General features: G+C 73.0%; 2 protein-coding genes (both running past the window's edge). Both read right to left on the minus strand.

The window, feature by feature from the left end; genetic code table 11:
- Nucleotides 1–8678, minus strand: the 5' end (the start) of a protein-coding gene (locus tag JHW41_RS07485) for a non-ribosomal peptide synthase/polyketide synthase (RefSeq protein WP_250449504.1). The gene continues 13534 nt to the left of window position 1, outside the view; the window shows 8678 of its 22212 coding nt (coding positions 1–8678); the start codon lies at nucleotides 8676–8678; its stop codon lies beyond the left edge, outside the window.
- Nucleotides 8659–22258 carry the end of a non-ribosomal peptide synthase/polyketide synthase gene (locus JHW41_RS07490; RefSeq protein ID WP_250449505.1) on the minus strand. 14255 nt of this gene lie beyond the right edge of the window, so 13600 of the gene's 27855 nt are visible here — the last part of the coding sequence; the start codon falls outside the window, past its right edge; it ends in the stop codon at nucleotides 8659–8661. Before JHW41_RS07490 ends, JHW41_RS07485 begins: the two co-directional genes overlap by 20 nt.

A 22258-nucleotide genomic window follows, 5' to 3' on the forward strand; every position in this document is an offset into this window, starting at 1 on the left:
ATCAACAGGCCGACCGTCTGCTCGCTGCCGGCCAGCTCGGCCGGACGGTCGGCGAAGGTGATGCCGAACACCACGTCGTCGCGGCGCAGCAGGCGCGCGAGCAGGATTCCCCAGGCCGCCTGGATCACGGTGTTGAGGGTCACGCCGGATTGCCGCGCCTGTTCGACCAGACGCGCGCTGAGGTCTTGCGGCAGATGGAAACGCAGCAGCTCGGGCGTGCTCGCGACGGTGTTCGCCGGAGCGATCCGGCTCGGCTCTTCCAGCCCGGACAGCGCCTCGCGCCAGGCCGCCAGCGCGGCCGGCTTGTCGCGGCCCGCCAGCCAGCCCAGGTAGTCGCGATACGGCGTGACCCGCGGCAGTGCGGCGTGTTCGCCTTGCGCATACAGCGCCAGCAGCTCCTGGATCAGGATCGGCGTGGACCAGCCGTCGAGCAGGATGTGGTGGCTGGTGAACACCAGATAGTGCCGGTCCGGCGCGGTGCGCGCCAGGATGAAGCGCAGCAGCGGCGCTTGCGCCAGGTCGAAGCGTTGCCGCTGGTCTTCGCGCAACACTTCGGCGAAGCCGGCTTCGTCCGTGTCCACCTCGCGCCACGGCGCGTCGAGCGTGCGCGCGATCGCCTGCACGGCTTCGCCCAGGCCCTCGTGGACGAAGGCGGCGCGCAGGTTGGCGTGGCGTTGCAACAGCCGGTTCGCGGCCTTGCGCAGCGCGTCGCCGCGCAGCGGGCCGTCGAAGCGCAGCACCACCTGCATCATGTAGTTGTCGTGGGCCTGTTCGTCGTACAGGGCATGGAACAGGAAACCGTGTTGCAGCGGCGACAGCGGCAGGATGTCGGCCAGCGCCGGCTGCGCGGCTTCGATGGCCTCGATCTGGGCCTGGTCGAGCGCGACCAGCGGCAGATCGGACGCGGTGAATCCGTCGCGCTGCGCGCGCGAGGCGTAGGCGGCGATGGCGCGCAGGGCGGTGTGCCAGTCTTCGGCCAGTTCGCGCACCTCGTCCTCGCCGAGCACGTCGCCGGCCCAGCTCCAGGTCGCGTTCAACACCGGCCCGGCGGCGCCGTCCAGGGTGATCGCGTTGAGTTCGAGCGCGTGCGCCAGCGGCCGCTCGGGATGATCGCCGGCCTGCACCGCGACGCGGTCGGTGGCGCCCCAATCCTCGCCCGCGTCGCCGGCGCCGAAACGACCGAGGTAGTTGAACGCGATCTGCGGTTGCGCCCGGTCGGCCAGGGCCTGCCGCCCGGCTTGGTGCAGATAGCGCAGCAGACCGTAGCCGATGCCGTGGTCGGGCAGCCGGCGCAATTGTTCCTTGACCTGCTTGAGGCAGCGCGCGAGCACGCGCTCATCGTCCAGCGCGGCGCGCGCGTCGGCCGCGTCCAGCGCCAGTTGCACCGGGAACAGGCTGGTGAACCAGCCCAGGGTGTGCGACAGCTCGGCGCCGGCGACGATTTCTTCGCGGCCGTGGCCTTCCAGCCCGAAACGCACGGTGTCCGGATCGTCCAGCCCGCGCCGCGCGCGCCAGCCGCGCAGCGCCAGGGCGAAGCCGGTCAGCAGCACGTCGTTGATGCGGCCGTGGACGGCTTCGGGCGCGCGGGTGAGCAGGGTGCGGGTGACTTCGCTGTCCAGGCTCAGGCTGAGGCTGCGCCGCGTGGCGATGGTGTCGCGCGAGGGATCCAGCGCGCGCGCGCCGATCGCGGGATCGGGGCCGGCGAGCATCGATTGCCACAGCGGCAATTCGTGCGCGCGTTGCGCGGCGGCCTGCGGCAATCGCAGCGCCCAGTGGCGCAGCGGCGTCGCCACCGCGGGCAGGACGACGGCGCGGCCGGCGGCGATGGCGTCGGCGGCGTCCTTGAGGTCCTGCAACAGGATGCGCCAGGAAATGCCGTCGATGGCCAGATGGTGGATCTGCAGCAACAGCAGCGGCTGGCCCGCGTGTTCGAACCACAGCGCTTGCAGCATGCGGCCGTCGCGCGGGTCCAGCGCGGCGGCGCTGGCGGTGGCGCGCTCGTGCATGCGCGCTTCGAACGCCGGCCGGTCCGCCGATTCGGGCCAGTCGCCGGTCTCGATGCGCTGCAGGCAATCGCTCGCGCGCACCGCGCCGGCGGCGCGCACGTCCCAGCGGCGTTCCGGCGTCAGCCGCAGGCGCAAGGCGTCGTGGTGGTCGAGCACCGCCTGCAAGGCCGCCAGCAGCTGCGCTTCGGGCAACGCCGGTATCTGCAGCAGCACCGACTGATGGTATTGCTGCAGCGGGCCGTCCTGTTCCAGGAACCAGTGCATGATCGGCGTGGCCGGCAACTCGCCGACCGCCGCCTCCAGCGCGGTCTTGGCGGCATCGGCCAGCGGCCGGATGACCTGGGCCAGCGCCTCCGGGCTCTGGTGTTCGAACACGGTGCGCACGCTGGCCGACCAGCCGGCGCGGCGCAGGCGGCCGACCAACTGGGTCGAGCCGATGCTGTCGCCGCCGAGGGCGAAGAAGTTGTCGTCGATGCCCACCTGCGGCAAGTGCAGGATCTCGGCGAACAGTTCGCACAGCAGCGTTTCGGCGGCATCGCGCGGCGCGCGCTCGCTGGCGCTGCGCAGTTGCGGCGCCGGCAGCGCCTTGCGGTCGAGCTTGCCGTTGCCGGTCAGCGGCAGCGCGTCGAGGGCGACGAAAGCGGCCGGGATCATGTAGTCGGGCAGGCGTTGGGCCAGCTGCGCGCGCAGCGCCACCGCATCGAGGTCGTCGGTCGCGAGATAGGCGACCAGTTGCTTGTGCCCGGCATGGTCCTCGCGCGCGATCACCGCGTTGTGGGCGAAACCGGCCTGCGCCAGCGCCGCCTCGATTTCGCCGAGTTCGATGCGGTAGCCGCGGATCTTGACCTGGTGGTCGATGCGGCCCAGGCAGTCCAAGCGGCCGTCTTCGCGCCAGCGCGCGAGGTCGCCGGTGCGGTACATGCGCTCGCCGGCGGCGAACGGATCGGCGACGAAACGCTCGGCGCTGAGGCCGGGGCGGTTCAGATAGCCGCGCGCGAGGCCGGCGCCGGCGATGTACAGCTCGCCGGCCACGCCGCAGGGTTGCGGCCGCAGTTTTTCGTCGAGCACGTACAGCCGCGCGTTCCAGATCGGCGTGCCGATCGATACGGCGGAAGCCTCGCGCATGTCGGCGTCGACCTCGTAGGTGCTGCAGCCGACGGTGGCCTCGGTCGGGCCGTATTCGTTGATCAGGCGCACGTCCGGATAACGCTGCTGCCAGAACGCGAGGTCGGCCGGCACCAGCGCTTCGCCGCCGAGCAGCAGGGTGCGCGCCGGCGCCGGAGCGCCGGGTTCCAGGGTGGCGTTGAGCAGTTTCAGGTGCGCCGGGGTGAGCTTGAGCAGTTCATAGCCGCCGGCCGGTTGCGCGGCCAGCAGGCGCGAGAAGTCCTGGTCGGTCTCGACCAGGGTCAGCGGCTGGCCCGCCAGCAGCGGGCCGAACAGCACGGTGACGCTGCCGTCGAACGCGGCCGACAGGGTGGTGGCCGAACCGTTGCCGCCGGCCGCATCGTTGGCGGCGAAGTACGCGTGCCGGCTCCACGCGAAGTAATGCGCGGCCGAACGGTGCGAGACCGTCACGCCCTTGGGCTTACCGGTCGAGCCGGAGGTGTAGATCACATAGGCCGGGTGCAGCGGCTTCAGCGGCCGCAGACGGTCGGCGTCGGTGGGATTGGCGGCGCTGCTGCGCGCCAGGCGCTGTTGCAGCGCGGGTTCGTCGAGCAGGCACAGCGGCGCGTGGGTGGGGAGCAGAGCGGCGAAGGCCGCGCGCGTGAGCACGCGGACCGGTTTGGCGTCGTGGAGCATCGCCGCCAACCGTTCGCCCGGATTGCCCAGGTCCAGCGGCAGATACGCCGCGCCGGCCTTGAGCGTGGCGAGCAGGGCGACCAGCAGGTCCGGCGACGGCGGCAGCGCGATCGCCACCACGCTCTCCGGGCCCGCGCCTTCGGCGATCAGCACGTTGGCCAGGCGGTTGGCGCGTTGATTGAGCGCATCGAAGTCCAGATGCCGCGCGTCGCCGGCCTCGTCGCGATAGATCGCCGCCGGCGCCGACGGCGTGCGCGCCGCCTGGGCCTCGAACAGGCTCGGCAACGGCGCTTCGACGACCGTCTGTGCGGTCGCGTTCCAGTCGTACAGCAGGCGCTGCCGCTCGGTCGGCTCCATCAGCTCGATCGCGCCGATGGCGCGCTCGGCGTCCTCGGCCACCGCGCACAGCAGGCGCTCGAAACGCCGCCACAGCGTGCGCACGCTGGCTTCGTCGAACAGGTCGGTGGCGTACTCGATCGCGCCCTGCAGGCCGTCGGGCGCGCCGTCGGCGGCGGTGCGCTCGGAGAACGCGAAGTTGAGGTCGAACTTGACCACGTCCGTTTCCAGCGGATGCGCCTCGCACTGCAGCCCGGGCAGGCGCAGCTCGCCGACGCTCATGTTCTGCAGCACCACCATCACCTGGAACAGCGGGTGGTACGACAGCGAACGGGTCGGATTGAGGGTTTCGACCAGTTGCTCGAACGGCAGGTCCTGGTGTTCGTAGGCGGCCAGGTCGGTGTCGCGCACGCGCGCGAGCAGGGCGGCGAAGCTGGGATCGCCGGCGGTGTCCACGCGCAACACCAGGGTGTTGAGGAACAGGCCGACCAGGTTCTCCAATGCGGCATCGGTGCGGCCGGCGACCGGCGCGCCGAGCGGGATGTCGGTGCCCGAGCCCATCCGCGTCAGCAGCGCGGCGACCGCCGCCTGCAAGGTCATGAACAAGGTCGCGCCGTGGCGTTGCGACAGCGCCAGCAGGCGGCGGTGCAGCCCGGCGTCGAACTCGAAATGGGCGGTCCGGCCGCGGTAGCTCGCGGTGCCGGGGCGCGGCCGGTCGGCCGGCAGCGACAATTGTTCGGGCAGGTCGGCGAGCCGCTGCTTCCAGTAATCGATTTGCTGGCGCAGCAGACTGTCGCTGTCGTCCTCGCCGCCCATCAGTTGCCGCTGCCACAGGGTGTAGTCGGCGTACTGCACCGGCAGCGGCGCCCAATCCGGCGCCGCGCCGGTCAGGCGCGCGGCATAGGCCTGCGACAGGTCGCGCGCCAGCGGCGCCATCGAAGCGCCGTCGCCGGCGATGTGGTGCAGCAACAGCAGCAGCACGTGGTCTTCGGCGCCGACCCGGAACAGGGTCGGACGCAGCGGCAATTCGCAGCTCAGGTCGAAGGCGTAGGTCGCCGCCTCGCGCAGATCGGCGTCGAGGGCGGCTTCGGCGGTGTCGACGGTCGCCAGCGATACGAACGCCGCGGCGTCGTCGAGACGGTCGTGCGCGCCGGGCGCGGCCAGGATGTGCTGGCGCGGCGCGTCGCCGTCGGGAAACAGCGTGCGCAGGCTTTCGTGGCGCGCCAGCAGGTCGTTGAGCGCGGCCTGCAGGGCGTCGGGATCGAGCGGGCCGCGCAGGCGCAGGGCCAGCGGGATGTTGTAGGTGGCGCTGGGCCCTTCGAGTTGGTGCAGGAACCACAGCCGGTACTGCGCGAACGACAGCGGCAGCAGTTGCGGGCGCGGCTGCGCCGCCAGCGCCGGCCGGCGCGCGCGGTTGCGGTCCAGCTGCGGCGCCAGCGCGGCCACGCTGCGGTGTTCGAACAACGCGCGGATCGGCAGCTCCAGCTGCAGGCGCGCGCGGATCAGGCCGATCAGGCGGATCGCCAGCAGCGAATGTCCGCCCAGGTCGAAGAAGCTGTCGTCGATGCCGACGCGCTCCACGCCCAGCACTTCGGCGTACAGCGCGCACAGGATGCGCTCGCGTTCGTCGCGCGGCTCGCGCAGGCTGGCCGGTGCGTAGTCCGGCGCCGGCAGCGCCTTGCGGTCGAGTTTGCCGTTGGGCAGTTGCGGCAGCGCCGGCAGCGCCACCAGCGCCGCGGGCAGCATGTAGTCGGGCAGGCGCGCGGCCAGCTGCGCGCGCAGCGCGTCGGCGTCGAACCCGGCTTCGGCGTCGGCGGCCACGTAGGCGACGATCTGGCGCTGGCCAGGACGGTCCTCGCGCACGATCGCGGCGTTGCGCGGGTAGCCGGCGCGGGCCAGCTCGGCCTCGATCTCGCCCAGCTCGATGCGCAGGCCGCGCACCTTGACCTGCTGATCGGCGCGGCCGCGGTGGACGATCACGCCGTCCTCGCGCCACTGCGCCAGGTCGCCGGAACGGTACATGCGCTGGCCGCGCGCGAACGGATCGGCGACGAAGCGCTCGGCGCTGAGCGCGGGGCGGCCGAGATAGCCGCGGGCGAGGCAGTCGCCGGCGATGTACAGCTCGCCCAGCGTTTCCGGTGGGACCGGACGCAGCGCGCTGTCGAGCACGTAGAAACGGGTGTTGGCGATCGGCCCGCCGATCGGGATCGGGCCGTGTTCGATCTCGCGGCACGGCCACGCGGCCACGCCGATCGAGGTTTCGGTGGGGCCGTAGGAGTGATGCAGCGGGCGCCCCAGGCGCTGGGCCACGCGCCGGCGCAGGTCGGCCGACAGCGCTTCGCCGCCGCAGACGATGCGGCGCAGGCTGGCGCATTGCGCGGCGCTGGCCTCGGACACGAACACGTCCAGCATCGAGGCGACGAAGTGCACCGTGGTGATGCGTTCGCGTTCGATCAGCTCGGCCAGGTAGCGCGGTTCGCGATGGCCGCCGGGACGCGCCAGCACCAGCCGCGCGCCGCGGGTCAGCGGCCAGAACAGTTCCCACACCGAGACGTCGAAGCTCGACGGTGTCTTCTGCAGCACCGCGTCGTCGGCCTGCAGGCCGTATTCGCGCTGCATCCATTCCAGGCGGTTGACCACGCCGCGGTGCGGGATCGCCGCGCCCTTGGGCTTGCCGGTCGAGCCGGAGGTGTAGATCACATAGGCCGGATGCTCCGGCCGCAGCGGCGTGCGGCGCTCGTCGTCGCCGACGGCGTGCGCCGGCAGCGCGGCCACGCGCTCGCGCAGCGCGGCGTCGTCGAGCCGCCACAGCGGCGCGTCGGCCGGCAGGGCGCCGGCGGTGTCGGCGCGGGCGAGCACGCAGGCCGGCGCGGCATCGGCGAGCATGTCGGCCAGGCGCTCGGGCGGGTAGTCGGTGTCCAGCGGCAGATAGGCCGCGCCGCTCTTGAGCACCGCGCACAGCGCGACCGGCAGCTCCAGCGAACGCGGCAGCGCCACGCCGACGATGGATTCCGGGCCGACGCCCTGGGCGATCAGCGCGCGCGCCAAGCGGTTGCTGCGCGCCTCCAGCTCGGCGTAGCTCAGGGTTTCGCCTTCGAAGCGCAGCGCGACGGCGTCGGGCGTGCGCGCGGCCTGCGCCGACAGCAGCGCGGCCAAGTGGGTGTCCGCGCATTCGTGCGCGGTCGCGTTCCAGTCGTGCAGCACCTGCCGGGTTTCGTCGGCGTCGAGCAGGTCGATCCGGCCCAGCGGCTGCTGCGCGTCGGCGGCGAAGGCTTCGATCAGGCGCTGGTAGCGCCGGCCCAGGCGCAGCACCCGCTCGCGTTCGAGCAGGTCGGGGCGGTAGCTGAGCTTGAGTTGATAGGGCTGGTTCGGCCGTCCCGGTATCAGCGCCAGGCCGACCGGATAGTGCGAAGTGTCGCCGCCGTGGTGGCTGTGCACGGCCACGCGCAGATCGTCCGGGCCGTCGCCGTCTTCGCCTACGGGGAAATTCTCGAAGATCACCAGGGTGTCGAACAGTTCGCCGTGGCCGGCGGTGCGCTGGATCTCGGCCAGCCCGAGGTGTTGATGGTCGAGCAGCGCCGACTGTTCGCGCTGCAGGCGTTGCAGCAGCGCGGCCACGGTTTCGTCGGGACGCCACTGCAGGCGCAGCGGCAAGGTGTTGATGAACAGTCCGACCATCTGCTCGACGCCGGCCAGTTCCGGCGGGCGGCCCGACACCGTGGTGCCGAAGGCGACGTCGCGGCGATGGGTCAGCCGGCCCAGCAGTACGCCCCAGGCGGCCTGGACGATGGTGTTGAGGGTGACGCCGAGCGTGCGCGCCTGGCGGATCAGGCGCTGCATCAGTTCGTCGGGCAGGTCGATGCGCAGCGTGTCGGGCACCGCCGGCGCGGTGCTGGTCGCGGCGATCCGGGTCGGCTCCTCGAAGCCGAGGAAGGCCTCGCGCCAGGCCTCGCGCGCGGCGCCGCGGTCGCGCCCGCCGAGCCAGCGCATGTAGTCGCGGTACGGCACCACCCGCGGCAAGGCCTCGGTGTCGGCGCCGTTGCGGTACAGCGCGAACAGCTCCTGCAGCGCGATCGGCGTGGACCAGCCGTCGAGCAGGATGTGGTGGCTGTTGAAGATCAGGTAGTGGCGCTCGGCCGATTCGCGGATCAGCACGAAGCGCAGCAGCGGCGCGCGGGCCAGGTCGAAGCGTTGCTGGGCGTCCTCGGCGATGGCCTGCGCCAGCGCCGCTTCGCGCTCGCGCGGCGGCAGCGCCGACAGGTCCAGCTCGCGCCACGGCGCGCGCACGTCGCGCTGGATCACCTGCACCGGTTCCTTGGTCTTGTCGTGCACGAACGCCGCGCGCAGGCTGGCGTGGCGGCGCAGCAAGGCGTCGGCGGCGGCGCGCAACGCGGCCGCGTCGAGCGCGCCGTCGAGGACGAAGGTCATCTGCACCACATAGCTGTCCTGCACCTTGTCGTCGTACAGGGCGTGGAACAGGAAGCCGTGCTGCAGCGGGGTCAGCGGCAGGATGTCTTCAATCTTCGAGTTGCGCATAGAGCGATTCCAAGAGTTCGATGTCGGATTGGTCGAGCGCGACCAAGGGCACGTCGGACGGGGTCAGCGCGGCGCCGTCGGCGTCGCGGGCGAAGTCGGCGATGCGGCGCAGGGCGTCGAACCAGGCGTCGGCGAAGGCCGCCACCGCGGCTTGGTCGAGCAGTTCGCCGGCCCAATTCCAGTTCGCGTACAGGCGCGGGCCGTCGGCTTCGTCGCGGACCAGGGCGTTGAGTTCCAGCGGATGCGCCAGCGCTTGTTCGGCGTCGCCGCCGCCGCCGAAGCCGCCGTCCTCGCCGACCGGGTTCCAGTCGGTGTCGTCGCGGCCGGCGCCGTCGGCGACGGCGAAGCGGCCGAGATAGTTGAAGCCCAGCGACGGCGGCGCCAGCGCGGCCAGTTCGGCGCGCGCGGACGGGTCGAGGTGGCGCAGCAGGCCGTAGCCGATGCCCTGGTCGGGCACCCGCCGCAACTGTTCCTTGACCGACTTGAGCGCGCGTTCCAGCGCCTTGCCGCCGGCCAGGGCCTGGTCGAGGTCGAAGTCGGCCGCGTCCAGGCGCAGCGGGAACAGGCTGGTGAACCAGCCGACGGTGCGCGACAGGTCGGCGCCGTCGATCAGGCCTTCCACCGCCGCCGCTTCGCGGCCGTGGCCTTCCAGGTCGAACGCGGCGGCGCGCGCTTCGCGGTCGCCGCGTCCGCGCCGCCATTGCAGCGCGGCCAGCAGGAAGCCGCTGAGCAGCACGTCGTTGATGCGGCCGTTGATGCGTTCCGGCGCCTGGGTCAGCAGGATGCGGGTGGTGTCCGCATCGAGGCTGGCGACGTGGGTGCGCATCGTCGCCATGGTGTCGCGGCGCGGATCGAAGGCGCGCGGCAGCCAGGCGCCGCCGTCGCCGGCGAGCATGTCGCGCCACAGCGGCAGTTCCTCGCGGCGGCGCTGCGCGGCCTCGGGCAGGGCCAGCGCCCATTCGCGCAGCGAGGTCGGCGCCGGCTCCAGTTCGATCCGGTCGGCCTGCGCCAGCGCCTGCTCGTAGGCCGCGCGCAGGTCGGGCAGCAACAGGCGCCACGACACGCCGTCGACGGCGAGGTGGTGGACCACCAGCAGCAGCCGCGATTGCTCGCCGGCATGGAACCACACCGCCTGCAACAGGCGGCCGGCGGCGGGGTCCAGGCGGCGCTGCGCGGCCTGCGCCTGCGCCGCGACTTCGGCCGCCGTCGGCGTCGCCGCTTCGATCGCGAGCAGGCAATCGTCGGCGCGCACCGCGCCGACCGGCGCGATCTCCAGGCGTTCGCGGTCGAGCACGCGCAGGCGCAGGGCGTGGTGGTGATCGAGCAGCGCCTGCAGCGCCTGCGCCAGCGCGCGCGCCTGCAGTTCCGGCACCTTGAGCAGCATCGATTGCTGGTACTGCGCGTACGGCGCGTCCTGCTCGAACAGGTCGCGCACGATCGGCGTGGCCGGCAGTTCGCCGACCGGCGCCACCGCCGGCGCGGTCGCGGCGGCGAGTTCTTCGCTGGCCACCGCGGCCAGCGCGCGCACGCTCTGGTGTTGGAACACCTCGCGCGCGCTCAGGCGCAATCCCGCCTGGCGGGCGCGGCCGACCAGCTGGATCGAGCTGATGCTGTCGCCGCCGAGGCTGAAGAAGCCCTCGTCCAGGCCGACCGCGTCCAGGCCCAGCACTTCGCGGAACAGTCCGGCCAGGACCTTCTCGCGGTCGCTGGCGTTCTCGTCCGCGCCCGCGGGCGCCGCCGCCTGCGGCGCCGGCAGCGCCTTGCGGTCGAGCTTGCCGTTCGGCGTCAGCGGCAGTTCGGGCAGGGCGACGAAGGCGGCCGGAACCATGTAGTCGGGCAGGCGTTCGGCCAGCTCGCTCTTGATCCGGACCAGATCGGCCGCGGCCAGTTCCGGCGCGGCGAGGTAGGCGACCAGTTGCTTGTGGCCGGGCCGGTCTTCGCGCGCGATCACCGCATTGGCGGCGAAACCGATCTGCGCCAGCGCCGCTTCGATCTCGCCCGGCTCGATGCGGAAGCCGCGGATCTTGACCTGATGGTCGGCGCGGCCGAGCAGTTCGAGCTGGCCGTCGCGGCGCCAGCGCGCCAGGTCGCCGGAGCGGTACATGCGCGCGCCGGCCTTCAGCGGTCCGGCTGCGAACGGATCGGCGACGAAGCGCTCCGCGCTCAGGCCGGGACGGTCGAGATAACCGCGCGCCAGGCCCGCGCCGGCGATGTACAACTCGCCGACGGTGCCTGCCGGCACCGGCCGCAGCCGCGCGTCGAGCACGTGGAAGCGGGTGTTGCGCAGCGGCCGGCCGATGCTCGGACGTTCGTCGCCGTCGTCCAGGGCCAGGCCGCCGGCATCGACCGTGTACTCGGTGGGGCCGTAGTAGTTGTGGCCGCGCACCGTTGCGTGTCCGCGCAGGGTGCGCCACTGGCTCTCGCTGACCGACTCGCCGCCGAGCATCAGCGTGCTCGGGTAGGCGCGAGCGCCGTCGTCGCGGTCGCCGCCGCTGTCGAGCAGGCCCAGGCGCTGCAGCTGTTCGAAGTGGGTCGGGGTCAGGTCGAGCGCATCGATGCGCGCGTCCCGCAGGTGGGTCAGCAGGGCCTCGCCTTCGCGCCGCAGCACGTCGTCGAACACGTGCAGCTCGTGGCCGGCGCACAGGAACAGCAGACCTTCCAGCGAGGTGTCGAAGGCGAAGGTGGCGGTGAGGCCGAAGCGCACGCGGCCGCCGCCGGCGTGGCGCGCGGCATCGGCGATCACGCCGTCGCGGTGGTGCTCGAACAGATTGGCCAGGGCCGCGTGCGGGACCACCACGCCCTTGGGCTTGCCGGTCGAGCCGGAGGTGTGGATCACGTACGCAGCCTGCTGCGGATGCAGCGGCGCGGCGCCGTCGTCGTCGTCGTGCCCGCGCGGATTGCGTTCCGGCATCGATGCCAGTTCGGCGCGGCCGGCATCCTGGTCGAGCAGCAGCGCCGGGCCGGCGTGGCCGAGCGTGGCGCAGATCGAGGCGTGGCCGAGCAGCAGCGCGGGCGCGGCTTCGCCGATCAGCTCGCGCAGGCGCTCGCCCAGGTGCTCGGTGTCCAGCGGCAGGTACGCCGCGCCGGCCTTGAGCGCGCCGAGCATGGCGCAGACCGTGTCGGCCGAACGCGGCAAGGCCAGGGCGACCCGATCCTCGGCCTTGAGCCCGCGCGCGATCAGCGCGTGGGCGATGCGGTTGGCGCGGCGGTTGAGCTGGTCGAAGCTCAGCGACTGTTCGCCGCAGACCAGCGCCACCGCTTCCGGCGTGGCCGCCGCCTGGCGTTCGAACCACTGCGGCAACAGCAAGCCCGAGGGCGCGATCTGCGGGCCCTGCGAGTCGCGCAGCCAGCGGTCGCGTTCGTCGGCGTCGAGCAGTTCGATCTCGCCGATGCGCCGGCGCGGATCGGCGGCGACCGCTTCGAGCATGCGGTGCAGACAGCGGCCGATGCGCAGCGCGGTGTCGGCCTCGAACAGGTCGCTGGCGTACTCGATGCTGGCGTGCAGGCCGGCCGGTGCGCCGGACGCGTCGTGGCTTTCGCTGAAGTCGAAGCTGAGATCGAACTGGGCGATGTCCAGGTCGAACCCGGCCGGACGCGTGCGCAGGCCGGGCAGGGCGAGCTCGCCGCTGGCGTGGTTCTGCAGCGACAGCATCACCTGGAACAGCGGGTGGTGGGCCATCGAACGCGCCGGTTGCAGCGCGTCGACCAGGCGTTCGAACGGCACGTCCTGGTGCTCGTACGCGGCCAGGTTGGTTTCGCGCACGCGGCCGAGCAGTTCGGCGAAGCCCGGATCGCCGGACAGATCGGTGCGCAGCACCAGGGTGTTGAGGAACAGCCCGACCAGATCGTGCACGGCCTCGTCGCTGCGGCCGGCGATCGGCGTGCCCAGGGCGACGTCGTCGCCGGCGCCGAGCCGGCCCAGCGTCGCCGCCAGCGCCGCCTGCAGCACCATGAACAAGGTCGCGCCCTGGCCGCGCGCCAGCGCCGCCAGCCGCGCGTGCAGCGCGGCGTCGAGCGACAGCGGCAGATGGCCGCCGCGATAGCTCGATTGCGCCGGACGCGGCCGGTCGCTCGGCAGCGCGATGCGCTCGGGCAGCTCGGCCAGCTGGCGCTTCCAGTAGTGCAGTTGCTGCGCCAGGCGGCTTTCGGGATCGGCCTCCTCGCCCAGGGTGCGGCGTTGCCACAGGGTGTAGTCGGCGTACTGCACCGACAGCGGCGCGAACGCCGGCGCGCGGCCGCGCCGGCGCGCGGCGTAGGCGTGGCTGAGGTCGCGCGCGAGCGGTTGCAGCGAAGCGCCGTCGCCGGCGATGTGGTGCAGCAACAGCAGCAAGGCGTGGCGTTGCGGGCCCAGCTCGATCAGGCTCGCGCGCAACGGCAGCTCGCGGGCGAGATCGAAGCGGTGCGCGGCCGCGGCCGACAGCGCCGCGTGCAGTCCGGCCTCGTCGCTGCGGGCGCGGTGCAGGCGCAGCGCGGCCTCGGCCGCCGGCAGCACCCGCTGCTGCGGCACGTCGCCGGCCGGGAACAGCGTGCGCAGGCTTTCGTGGCGCGCGACCACGTCGTTCAAGGCCGCTTCCAGCGCGTCGCCGTCGAGCTCGCCGTCCAGGCGCAACGCCAGCGGGATGTTGTAGGTCGCGCTCGGCCCTTCGAACCGGTGCAGGAACCACAGCCGCTGCTGGGCGAACGACAGCGGCAGCCGCGCCGGCCGCGGCTGCGGCAGCAGCGGTTCGCGCGCGGCCGCGCCCGAGGGCAGCCGCCGCGCCAGGGTTTCCACGGTCGGCGCGTCGAACAGCGCGCGGATCGGCAGTTCCACGTCGAAGGTCGCGCGGATGCGGCCGATCAGGCGGGTGGCCAGCAGCGAGTGGCCGCCGAAGGCGAAGAAGTTGTCTTCCGCGCCGATCCGTTCCAGCCCCAGCACTTCGGCGAACAGCGAGCACAGCAACTGCTCGGTGGCGTTGGCCGGGCCGCGCGACAGCGCCTGCGCGGCGAACTCCGGCGCCGGCAGCGCCTTGCGGTCGAGCTTGCTGCCGTTGGCGGTCAGCGGCAGCGCGGGCAGCGCCACGAACGCCGCCGGCACCATGTACTCGGGCAGGCGCTGGGTCAGGCGCTTGCGCAGCGCGTCGCCGTCGACCGGTTCGGCCGACACCAGGTAGGCGACCAGTTGCGGATGGCCCTGGCGGTCTTCGCGCACCATCGCCGCGTTGCCCGGATAGCCGCACTGCGCCAGCGCCGACTGCACTTCGCCGAGCTCGATGCGGAAGCCGCGCAGCTTGACCTGCTGGTCGACGCGGCCGAGGTAGTCGAGCTGGCCGTCCTCGCGCCGCCGCGCCAGGTCGCCGGAGCGGTACATGCGCTGGCCGACATGGAACGGATCGGCAACGAAGCGCTCGGCGCTCAGCCCAGGGCGGTCGAAATAGCCGCGCGCGAGGCCGGCGCCGGCGATGTACAGCTCGCCGGCGACGCCGGCCGGCACCGGCCGCAGCATCGCGTCGAGCACGTACAAGCGCGCGTTGGCGACCGGGACGCCGAGCGGCGGCGCCGCGCCGGCCAGGCCGGCTTCGTCCAGCGCCTGGCTCATCGCCGCGCAGATGGTGATTTCGGTCGGGCCGTAGGCGTTGACCAGGCGGCGGCCGTCGCGCGACCACGCCGCGGCCACGTGCGCCGGGCAGGCTTCGCCGCCGACGATCAGCGTGGTCGGCCATGGCGACTGCGCCGGGTCCAGGCTGCCGAGCGCGCTCGGCGGGATCAGGCTGTGGCTGATGCGCTGCCCGGCGAGGGTGCGCGCGAGCGCGTCGCCGAGCAGCAGGCCCGGCGGCGGCAGCACCAGGGCGGCGCCGGCGGCGAAGCACATCAGCATTTCCATCGCCGCCGCGTCGAAGCTCATCGAGGCGAACTGCAGCACGCGGCTGCCGGCGTCGAGGCCGAAGCGCTCGACCTGGCTGTGGACCAGGCTGGGAATGCCGGCGTGGGCGACGCACACGCCCTTGGGCCGGCCGGTCGAGCCGGAGGTGTAGATCACGTAGGCCGGATGCTGCGGCGACAGCGCGCGCATGCGTTCGGCGTCGGACGGATCGTGGCCGGCGGCGTGGGCGATGTCGTTGCCGAAGCCGGCGCCGTCGTCGATCAGCAGCGTCGGCGCGTCCTGCGGCAAGCGTTCGGCGGTGGCGACGGTGGCCAGCACGTAGCGCGGGCGCGCGTCGGCGAGGGTGTACTGCAGGCGTTCGAGCGGATGATCGGCATCGAGCGGCAGATAGGCCGCACCGGCCTTGAGCACGCCGAGCACGGCGACGATGGTGTCGAACGAGCGCGGAATCGCCAGCGCGATCCGGTCTTCCGGGCCGACCCCGCGCGCGATCAGCGCATGCGCCAGCCGGTTGGCGCGGCGGTTGAGCTCGGCGTAGCTGAGCTCGGCCTGCGCGCCGGCCGGCGAGGCTTCGACCACGGCGACCGCGTCAGGCGCGGCGGCGACGCGTTGCTGGAACCATTCCGGCACGGTCGTGGCGGGCAGTTCGAGTTCGGTGTCGTTGCAGTCGTACAGCACCCGCCGGCGCTCGCGGTCGTCGAGCAGGTCGAAGTGTTCCAGGCTGCGCTGCGGATGCGCGGCGACCGCGTCGAGCAGGCGCGACAGGCGCCCGGCCAGGCGTTCCACGCTCAGCGCGTCCAGCCGCGCCGGATCGAAGTTGAAGCGTAGCGACAGGCGCTGGCCCGGCGTGACCAGCAGGCTCAACGGGTAGTGGGTGGCGTCGCTGCTGGCGAAGCCGGCGATGCTCAGCTCGCCCAGCGCGCTGGCCAGGCCGTCGTGATCGATCGGATAGTTCTCGAACACGTACAAGGTGTCGAACAGCCGCTCGAACCCGGCGTAGCGTTGCAACTGGGCCAGGTCGAGGTGGTTGTGCTCCATCAGCGCGGTCTGCTGGCGCTGCAGCTCCAGCAACAGGTCGACGAAGCTGCGCTTGGGGTCCAGGCGCAGGCGGGTCGGCACGGTGTTGATGAACAAGCCGATCATGCGCTCGACCTCGCCCAGCTCCGGCGGGCGGGTCGACACCGTGGTGCCGATGACCACGTCGTCGCGGCCGAGCATGCGGCCGAGCAGCAGGCCCCACGCGCCCTGCACCAGCATGTTCAAGGTCAGGCCGTGGCGCCGCGCCAGCTGCGCCAGGGTGCGCGACAGGCCTTCGGGCAGTTGCAGTTCGTGCTCGTCCTGGCGACCGGAGGCGTGCGGTTGCGAGGGCAGCAGCAGGGTCGGTTCGTCGATGCCGTCCAGCGCTTCGCGCCAGGCGCTTTCGGCCTGTTGCGGATCGCGCGCGTGCAGCCAGTGCAGGTAGTCGCGGTAGGCGCCGGCGCGCGGCGGCTCGGAACCCGAATACAGCGCGAACAGTTCCTGCACCAGCAGCGGCAGCGACCAGCCATCGAGCAGGATGTGGTGGTTGGCGATCAGCAGGCGGTGGCGGGCGCGGCCGTCGGCGCCGTCGCCGAGCGCGAGCAGGGTGAAGCGCAGCAGCGGCGCCTCGGCCAGGTCGAAGCGCCGGGCGCGGTCGCGTTCGGCGATGCGCGCGGCCTCGGCTTCGCGCGCGTCGGCCGGATGCGCGGACAGGTCGATGCGGCGCCAGTCCAGCGGGACCTCGCGCGGGATCACCTGCACCGGCTGTTCCAGGCCGCGGTGGACGAAGGCGGCCGACAGGTGCGGATGGCGCTGCATCAGCGCGCGCGCGGCGTCGCGCAGGCGGGTCGGGTCGAGCGGGCCGTCGAGGTCGAAGCGCACCTGCACCACGTACGGGTCGGGGCCCTCGTGCTCGTACAAGGTGTGGAACAGCAGACCGTGCTGCAGCGGCGTCAGCGGCAGCAGGTCGGCGACGCCGCCGGCGTCGCGGTAGTCGCGTTCCAAGCGCTCGATGCGGTCCTGGTCGAGCGCGGCCAGGGCCACGTCCGACGGGCTCAGGCCGCCGCTGTGCGCGTCGGCGGCGAGCGCGGCCAGCGCGCGCAGTGCGCGGGCGAAGGTCTGGGCGAGGTCTTCGATCTGTTCCTGCGAGAACAGCGCGCGCGGCCACGACCAGGTGGCGACGAACTCGGGGCCGTCGTCGCGGTCCTGGGTCAGCGCGTTGAGTTCGATGGCGTGGGCGATCGGCAGCGCTTCGCCGCCGGCCGGCGCCGGGGTTTCGGCGGCGGCGTTCCAGTCGCCGCGGCCCGGGTCGCTGGCGCCGCCCGCGGCCTGGCCGCCCACGGCGAAGCGGCCGAGGTAATTGAAGCTGGCCTGCGGCTGCGGTAGCGCCGCCAGGGCCTGCGCGGCGTCGGGGTTGAAGCAGCGCAGCGCGCCGTAGCCCAGGCCGTGGTCGGGCACCGCGCGCAGTTGTTCCTTGACCCGCTTGAGCGTGCGTTCGAGCTCGCGCCCGCCGCTGAGCGCCTGGGCCTGGTCGATGCCGTCCAGGTCCAGCCGCAGCGGATACAGGCTGGTGAACCAGCCGACCGTGCGCGACAGGTCGAGCTCGCTGTGCGCGCTGTCGCGGCCGTGGCTTTCCAGGTCGAGCAGCACGCGCTCGCAGGACTGGCCGGTGTGGCGGCGGCGCCAGTCGCCCAAGGCCAGGGCGAAGGCGCTGAGCAGCACGTCGTTGATGCCGGCGTGGAAGCGCGCCGGCAGCGCGGTCAGCAGCGGCGCGGCGACCGCGGCCGGCAGGGTCAGGGTGTGGTGGCCGCAGGCGGCGCCGACGTCGCGGGCCGGATCCAGCGCGACCGGCGACAGCGGCGGGTCGATGCCTTCGGCCAGCGCGCGCCAATGCGGCAGCTCGGCCAGGCGCGCGGGCGAGTTCGCCTGCTCGCGCAACTGCGCGGTCCAGGCGCGCAGCGAATGGCTGCGCGCGGCGAATTCCGGCTCGCGGCCGGCGGCGAGGGCTGCGACCGCGTCGCGCAGGTCGGGCAGCAGGATGCGCCAGGACACGCCGTCGACGGCGAGATGGTGGATGCACAGCAGCAGGCGGCCGCCGGCATCGTCGCCGGCGTCGAACCACACCGCCTGCAGCAGTTCGCCGGTGTCGGCGGCGAGCGCGCGCGCGGCCTGCGCGGCCGCGTCGTCGAGCGCGGTCTGCAGCGCGGCCGGATCGAGCCCGGCGATGTCCACGCGGCGCAGGCCGAAGCGGGCCGATTCGGGCGCCGCCACGCGCAGCGTCCAGGCGCCGTCTTCGCGGCGCAGTTGCAGGCGCAGCGCGTCGTGGTGGCGCAGCAACGCCGCCAGCGCGTCGTGCAGCAGCGGCTGCGACAGCCCGCCCGGCACGCGCAACAGCACGCGCTGGTTGAAGCCGTCCAGCGACGCCTCGCGGTCGAGGAACCATTGCAGGATCGGCAGCGGCGCCAGCGCGCCGACCGGCTCGTCGATCAGCGCCGGCGCATCGGCGTCGGCCGCGCGCGCGATCCGCGCCAGCGCCGCCACGTTCTGGTGCTGGAACACTTCGCGCGGGGTGATCAGCAGCCCGGCCTTGCGCGCCAGGCCGACCAGCTGGATCGACAGGATGCTGTCGCCGCCGAGGTCGAAGAAGCTGTCGGCGACGCTGACCCGCGGCAGGCCCAGCACCTGCGCGTACAGCGCGGCCAGGGTCTGCTCGCGCTCGTTGCCGGCGGCGCGGTGCTGGCCCGCGCCGAGGTCGGGCGCCGGCAGCGCCTTGCGGTCGATCTTGCCGTTCGGGGTCAGCGGCATCTGCGGCAGCAGCACCAGCAGCGGCTGCATGTAGTCCGGCAACTGCGCGGCGATGTGCCGGCGGAGGTCGGCGAACTGGTCGAACGTGGACGGCTCGTTGCTGCAGGCCGACAGCTCGCGCACCGCCAGCGGGCGGTGCAGGTCGGCGACGGTGCGGCCGTCCTCGCGCCAGAACAGCAGTTCCAGCCGGTCGTCGGCGCCGTCGCCGGCCCAGGTGCTGGCGGCGCGCAGGCCCAGCGCCGCGGCCGCGGCGATCGCCGCTTCGCTGCGCGCCTGGATGCGGTCGCCGGCGTCGAGCAGGCGCGCGCGCGCGGCGGCCACCGGTTCGCCCTCGACCAGCGCGCGCAGCGCGTCGGTTTCCGGCTGCAGGTGATCGTTCGGCACGCCGGTCAGGCGCAGGCCGTCGCCGCGCTCGCGCAGCAGGCGCGCGAGCGCGTCGCCGTCGTGCAACGCCGGCGTCCACGCGACCGCAGGCCACGCGGCCGCCGAACGCAGCGGCAGCGGGCCCTTGCGCAGCACGACTTCGTAGCGGTGGCGGCTGAGTTCGTTGCCGTAGCCGCTGCGCTTGGTCTGGATGTCGACCGCGCACACCGTATCGAGGTCCGCGGCCAGCGCGGCGAAGAATTCCGGCGCGACCAGCAGTTCCTTCTCGGCCAGCCGCAGTTGCTCGGCGCGGCGCAGCACGGCGGCGGTGTCGGTGTCGTCGTCGCCCTGGTGCAGGGCGATCGCGGTGGCGAAGCTGCGCTGCAGGCGCAGGTTGCGCACGTCGCCCAGGTACAGCGCGCCGCCGGGCGCGAGCAAGCGCATCGCCTGGCGGATGGTTTCGGCCAGGTACTCGCCGTTGGGGAAATACTGCAGCACCGAGTTGATCACGATCGCGTCGAAGCGCTCGCCCGGCGCCAGGCCGGCGTCGAGGCCGTCCATGTCGTGGGCCGGACGCGCGTACAGCGCGACCTTGCCGGCCAGCGCCGGCTGCTGCGCGACTTCCGCGCGCAGGCGTTCGACCGTGGCCGCCGACAGGTCGGTGCCGTGGTACGCGCGCACGTGCGGCGCCACCTGCGACAGGATCAGGCCGCTGCCGACGCCGATTTCCAGCACCCGCTCGGGCTTGAGTTCGAGGATCCGCTCGACCGTGCGCGCGCGCCATTCGCGCATCTGTTCCAGCGCGATCTCGCTGCCGTCGTAGCTGCTGTTCCAGCCGTGGAAGTTCTCGCCGAAGGCGTAGGCGCCGTCGAGCGCCTTGTCGCCGTACAGGTCCTGGTAGATGGTTTCCCATTCGCCGATCTGGCGCGCCTCGCGGTCTTCGTCGCGCGCGTCGGGTTCGCGTTCCAGCACCACGTAGCCGACCAGCTGCTTGTGGCCGGGCACGTCTTCGCGCGCGACCACGATCGATTGCGCCACCGCCGGATGGCGTTGCAGCGCCGATTCGATTTCGCCCAGTTCGATGCGGAAGCCGCGGATCTTGACCTGATGATCGACGCGGCCGAGGAATTCGAGCTGGCCCTCGCGGTTCCAGCGGGCGAGATCGCCGCTGCGGTACATGCGCTCGCCGGGCGCGAACGGATCGGCGACGAAGCGCTCGGCGGTCAGCGCGGCGCGGCCGAGATAGCCGCGCGCCAACCCGGCGCCGGCCAGGTAAAGCTCGCCGGCCACGCCGGCGGGTACCGGCTGCAGGCCGGCGTCGAGCACGTACACGCGCGCGCCGCGGATCGGCGCGCCGATCGGCGCATCGACCGCGCCGGCCAGCGGCGCGCTCATGGTCGCGCACACCGTGGTTTCGGTCGGGCCGTAGGCGTTGGTCATGCGGCGGCCGCGCGACCAGGCCTCCACCAGCGGCGGCGCGCAGGCTTCGCCGGCGACGATCAGGTCGCGCAACTGCGGCACGGCTCCGGGTTCCAGCACCGGCAGCGCCGCCGGCGGCAGGGTCGCGTGGGTGACGCCGTGCTCGCGCATCAGCGCGGTCAGCGCCTCGCCCGGGCGCACCTGTTCGGCGTCGCCCATCACCAGCGCGGCGCCCGACAGCAGCGCCATGCACAGTTCCCAGAACGCGGCGTCGAAGCTCAGCGAGGCGAACTGCAGCACGCGCGCGCCGGGTCCGAGGTCGAACGCGGCGGTCTGCGCGGCCAACAGGCTCGGCACGCCGGCGTGGCTCACCACCACGCCCTTGGGCCGGCCGGTGGAGCCGGAGGTGTAGATGACGTAGGCGGCCTGCTGCGGCGAGACGATGCGTCCGCGCGGCGCGTCCACGGCTTGCGCGGCCAGCGTCTGCACGGTCTGCGCGGCGTCGAGCAGCCACGGCGCGACGCCGTGCTCGGGCAGGCGCGCTTCGATCTCGCGCCGGCTGATCAACAGCGCCGGCCGGGCGTCGGCGAGCATGTACGCCAATCGCTCCGGCGGATAATCCGGGTCCAGCGGCAGATAGGCCGCGCCGGCCTTGAGCGCGCCGAGCGCGGCGACCACCATGTCCGGCGAACGCGGCAGGGCGATGGCGACGCGGTCCTCGGCGCCGATGCCCTGCGCGATCAGCGCATGGGCGACGCGGTTGGCGCGGCGGTCGAGTTCGGCGTAGCTCCAGCGCTGGTCGCGGTACAGCAGCGCCGGCGCGTCGGGATCGCGCGCGACCTGGCGTTCGAACAGCTCGACGATGCTGGCCGCGGCCGGCGCGGCGACGCCGTCGCTGGCGCGCTGGCGCAGGCCGGCGCGTTCGTCGGCGTCGAGCAGGTCGATGTCGGCGATGCTGCGCGCCGGATCGGCGCAGGCCGCGTCGAGCAGCCGCAGCAGGCGCTGCCACAGGCCGAGCACGCTGGACTCGTCGAACAGGTCGCTGGCGTATTCGAGGGTGCCGGCCATTCCGGCCGGCGCGCCGTCGGCGTGGTGGCGTTCGTTGAGGCTGAAGAACAGGTCGAACTTGGCGGTGCGGAAGTCGGCCGGATGGTCGGATACTTCCAGCCCCGGCAGTTCCAGCACGGCCTGTTCGATGTTCTGCAACACCAGCCCGACCTGGAACAGCGCGTGGTGCGCGGTCGAGCGCACCGGGTTGAGCAGTTCCACCAGCCGTTCGAACGGTGCGTCCTGGTGGGTATAGGCGGCCAGCGCGGTGGCGCGCACGCGGCCGAGCAGGGTGGCGAAGTCCGGGCGGCCGGACAGGTCGGTGCGCAGCACCAGGGTGTTGACGAAGAAGCCGACCAGTTCGTCCAGCGCCTGGTCGTTGCGTCCGGCGATGGCGCTGCCGACCGCGATGTCCTCGCCCGCGCCGAGCCGGTGCAGCAGCGCCGACAAGCCGGCCTGCAACACCATGAACAGGCTCGCTTCGTGCTGGTGCGCCAGACCCAGCAGGCGCGCGTGCAACGACGCTTCGATCTGCAGCTTGCATTGCCGGCCGCGCAGGCTGGCGATGGCCGGACGCGGCCGGTCGGTCGGCAGCTCGATGCGCTCGGGCAGGCCGGCGAGCTGTTCGCGCCAGTAGTGGAACTGTTGCGCGATCAGGCTGTCGGCGTCGGCTTCGCTGCCGAGCAGGCGCTGCTGCCACAGGGTGTAGTCGGGGTATTGCACCGGCAGCGGCGCCCAGTCCGGCGCCTGCCCGCGCAGGCGTGCGGCATAGGCGCGGCCGAGATCGCGCGCCAGCGGCGCCAGCGACGAACCGTCGCCGGCGATGTGGTGCAGCACCACCAGCAGCACGTGTTCGTCTTCGCTGGCGCTGAGCACGCTGATGCGCAGCGGCAATTCGTTGGCGAGGTCGAACACGTGCTGCGCGCGGGCGTGCAGTTCGGGTTCCAGCGTGCGCGCGTCCACGCGCACGAATTCGAGCGCGTTGCCGGCGTCTTCGGCGGCGATCACCTGCTGGCAGGGCGCGCCGTCGAGGTCCGGGAACAGCGTGCGCAGGCTTTCGTGGCGGGCC

This window comes from Lysobacter enzymogenes, from assembly GCF_023617245.1.
In the GTDB taxonomy this organism is placed as follows: domain Bacteria; phylum Pseudomonadota; class Gammaproteobacteria; order Xanthomonadales; family Xanthomonadaceae; genus Lysobacter; species Lysobacter yananisis.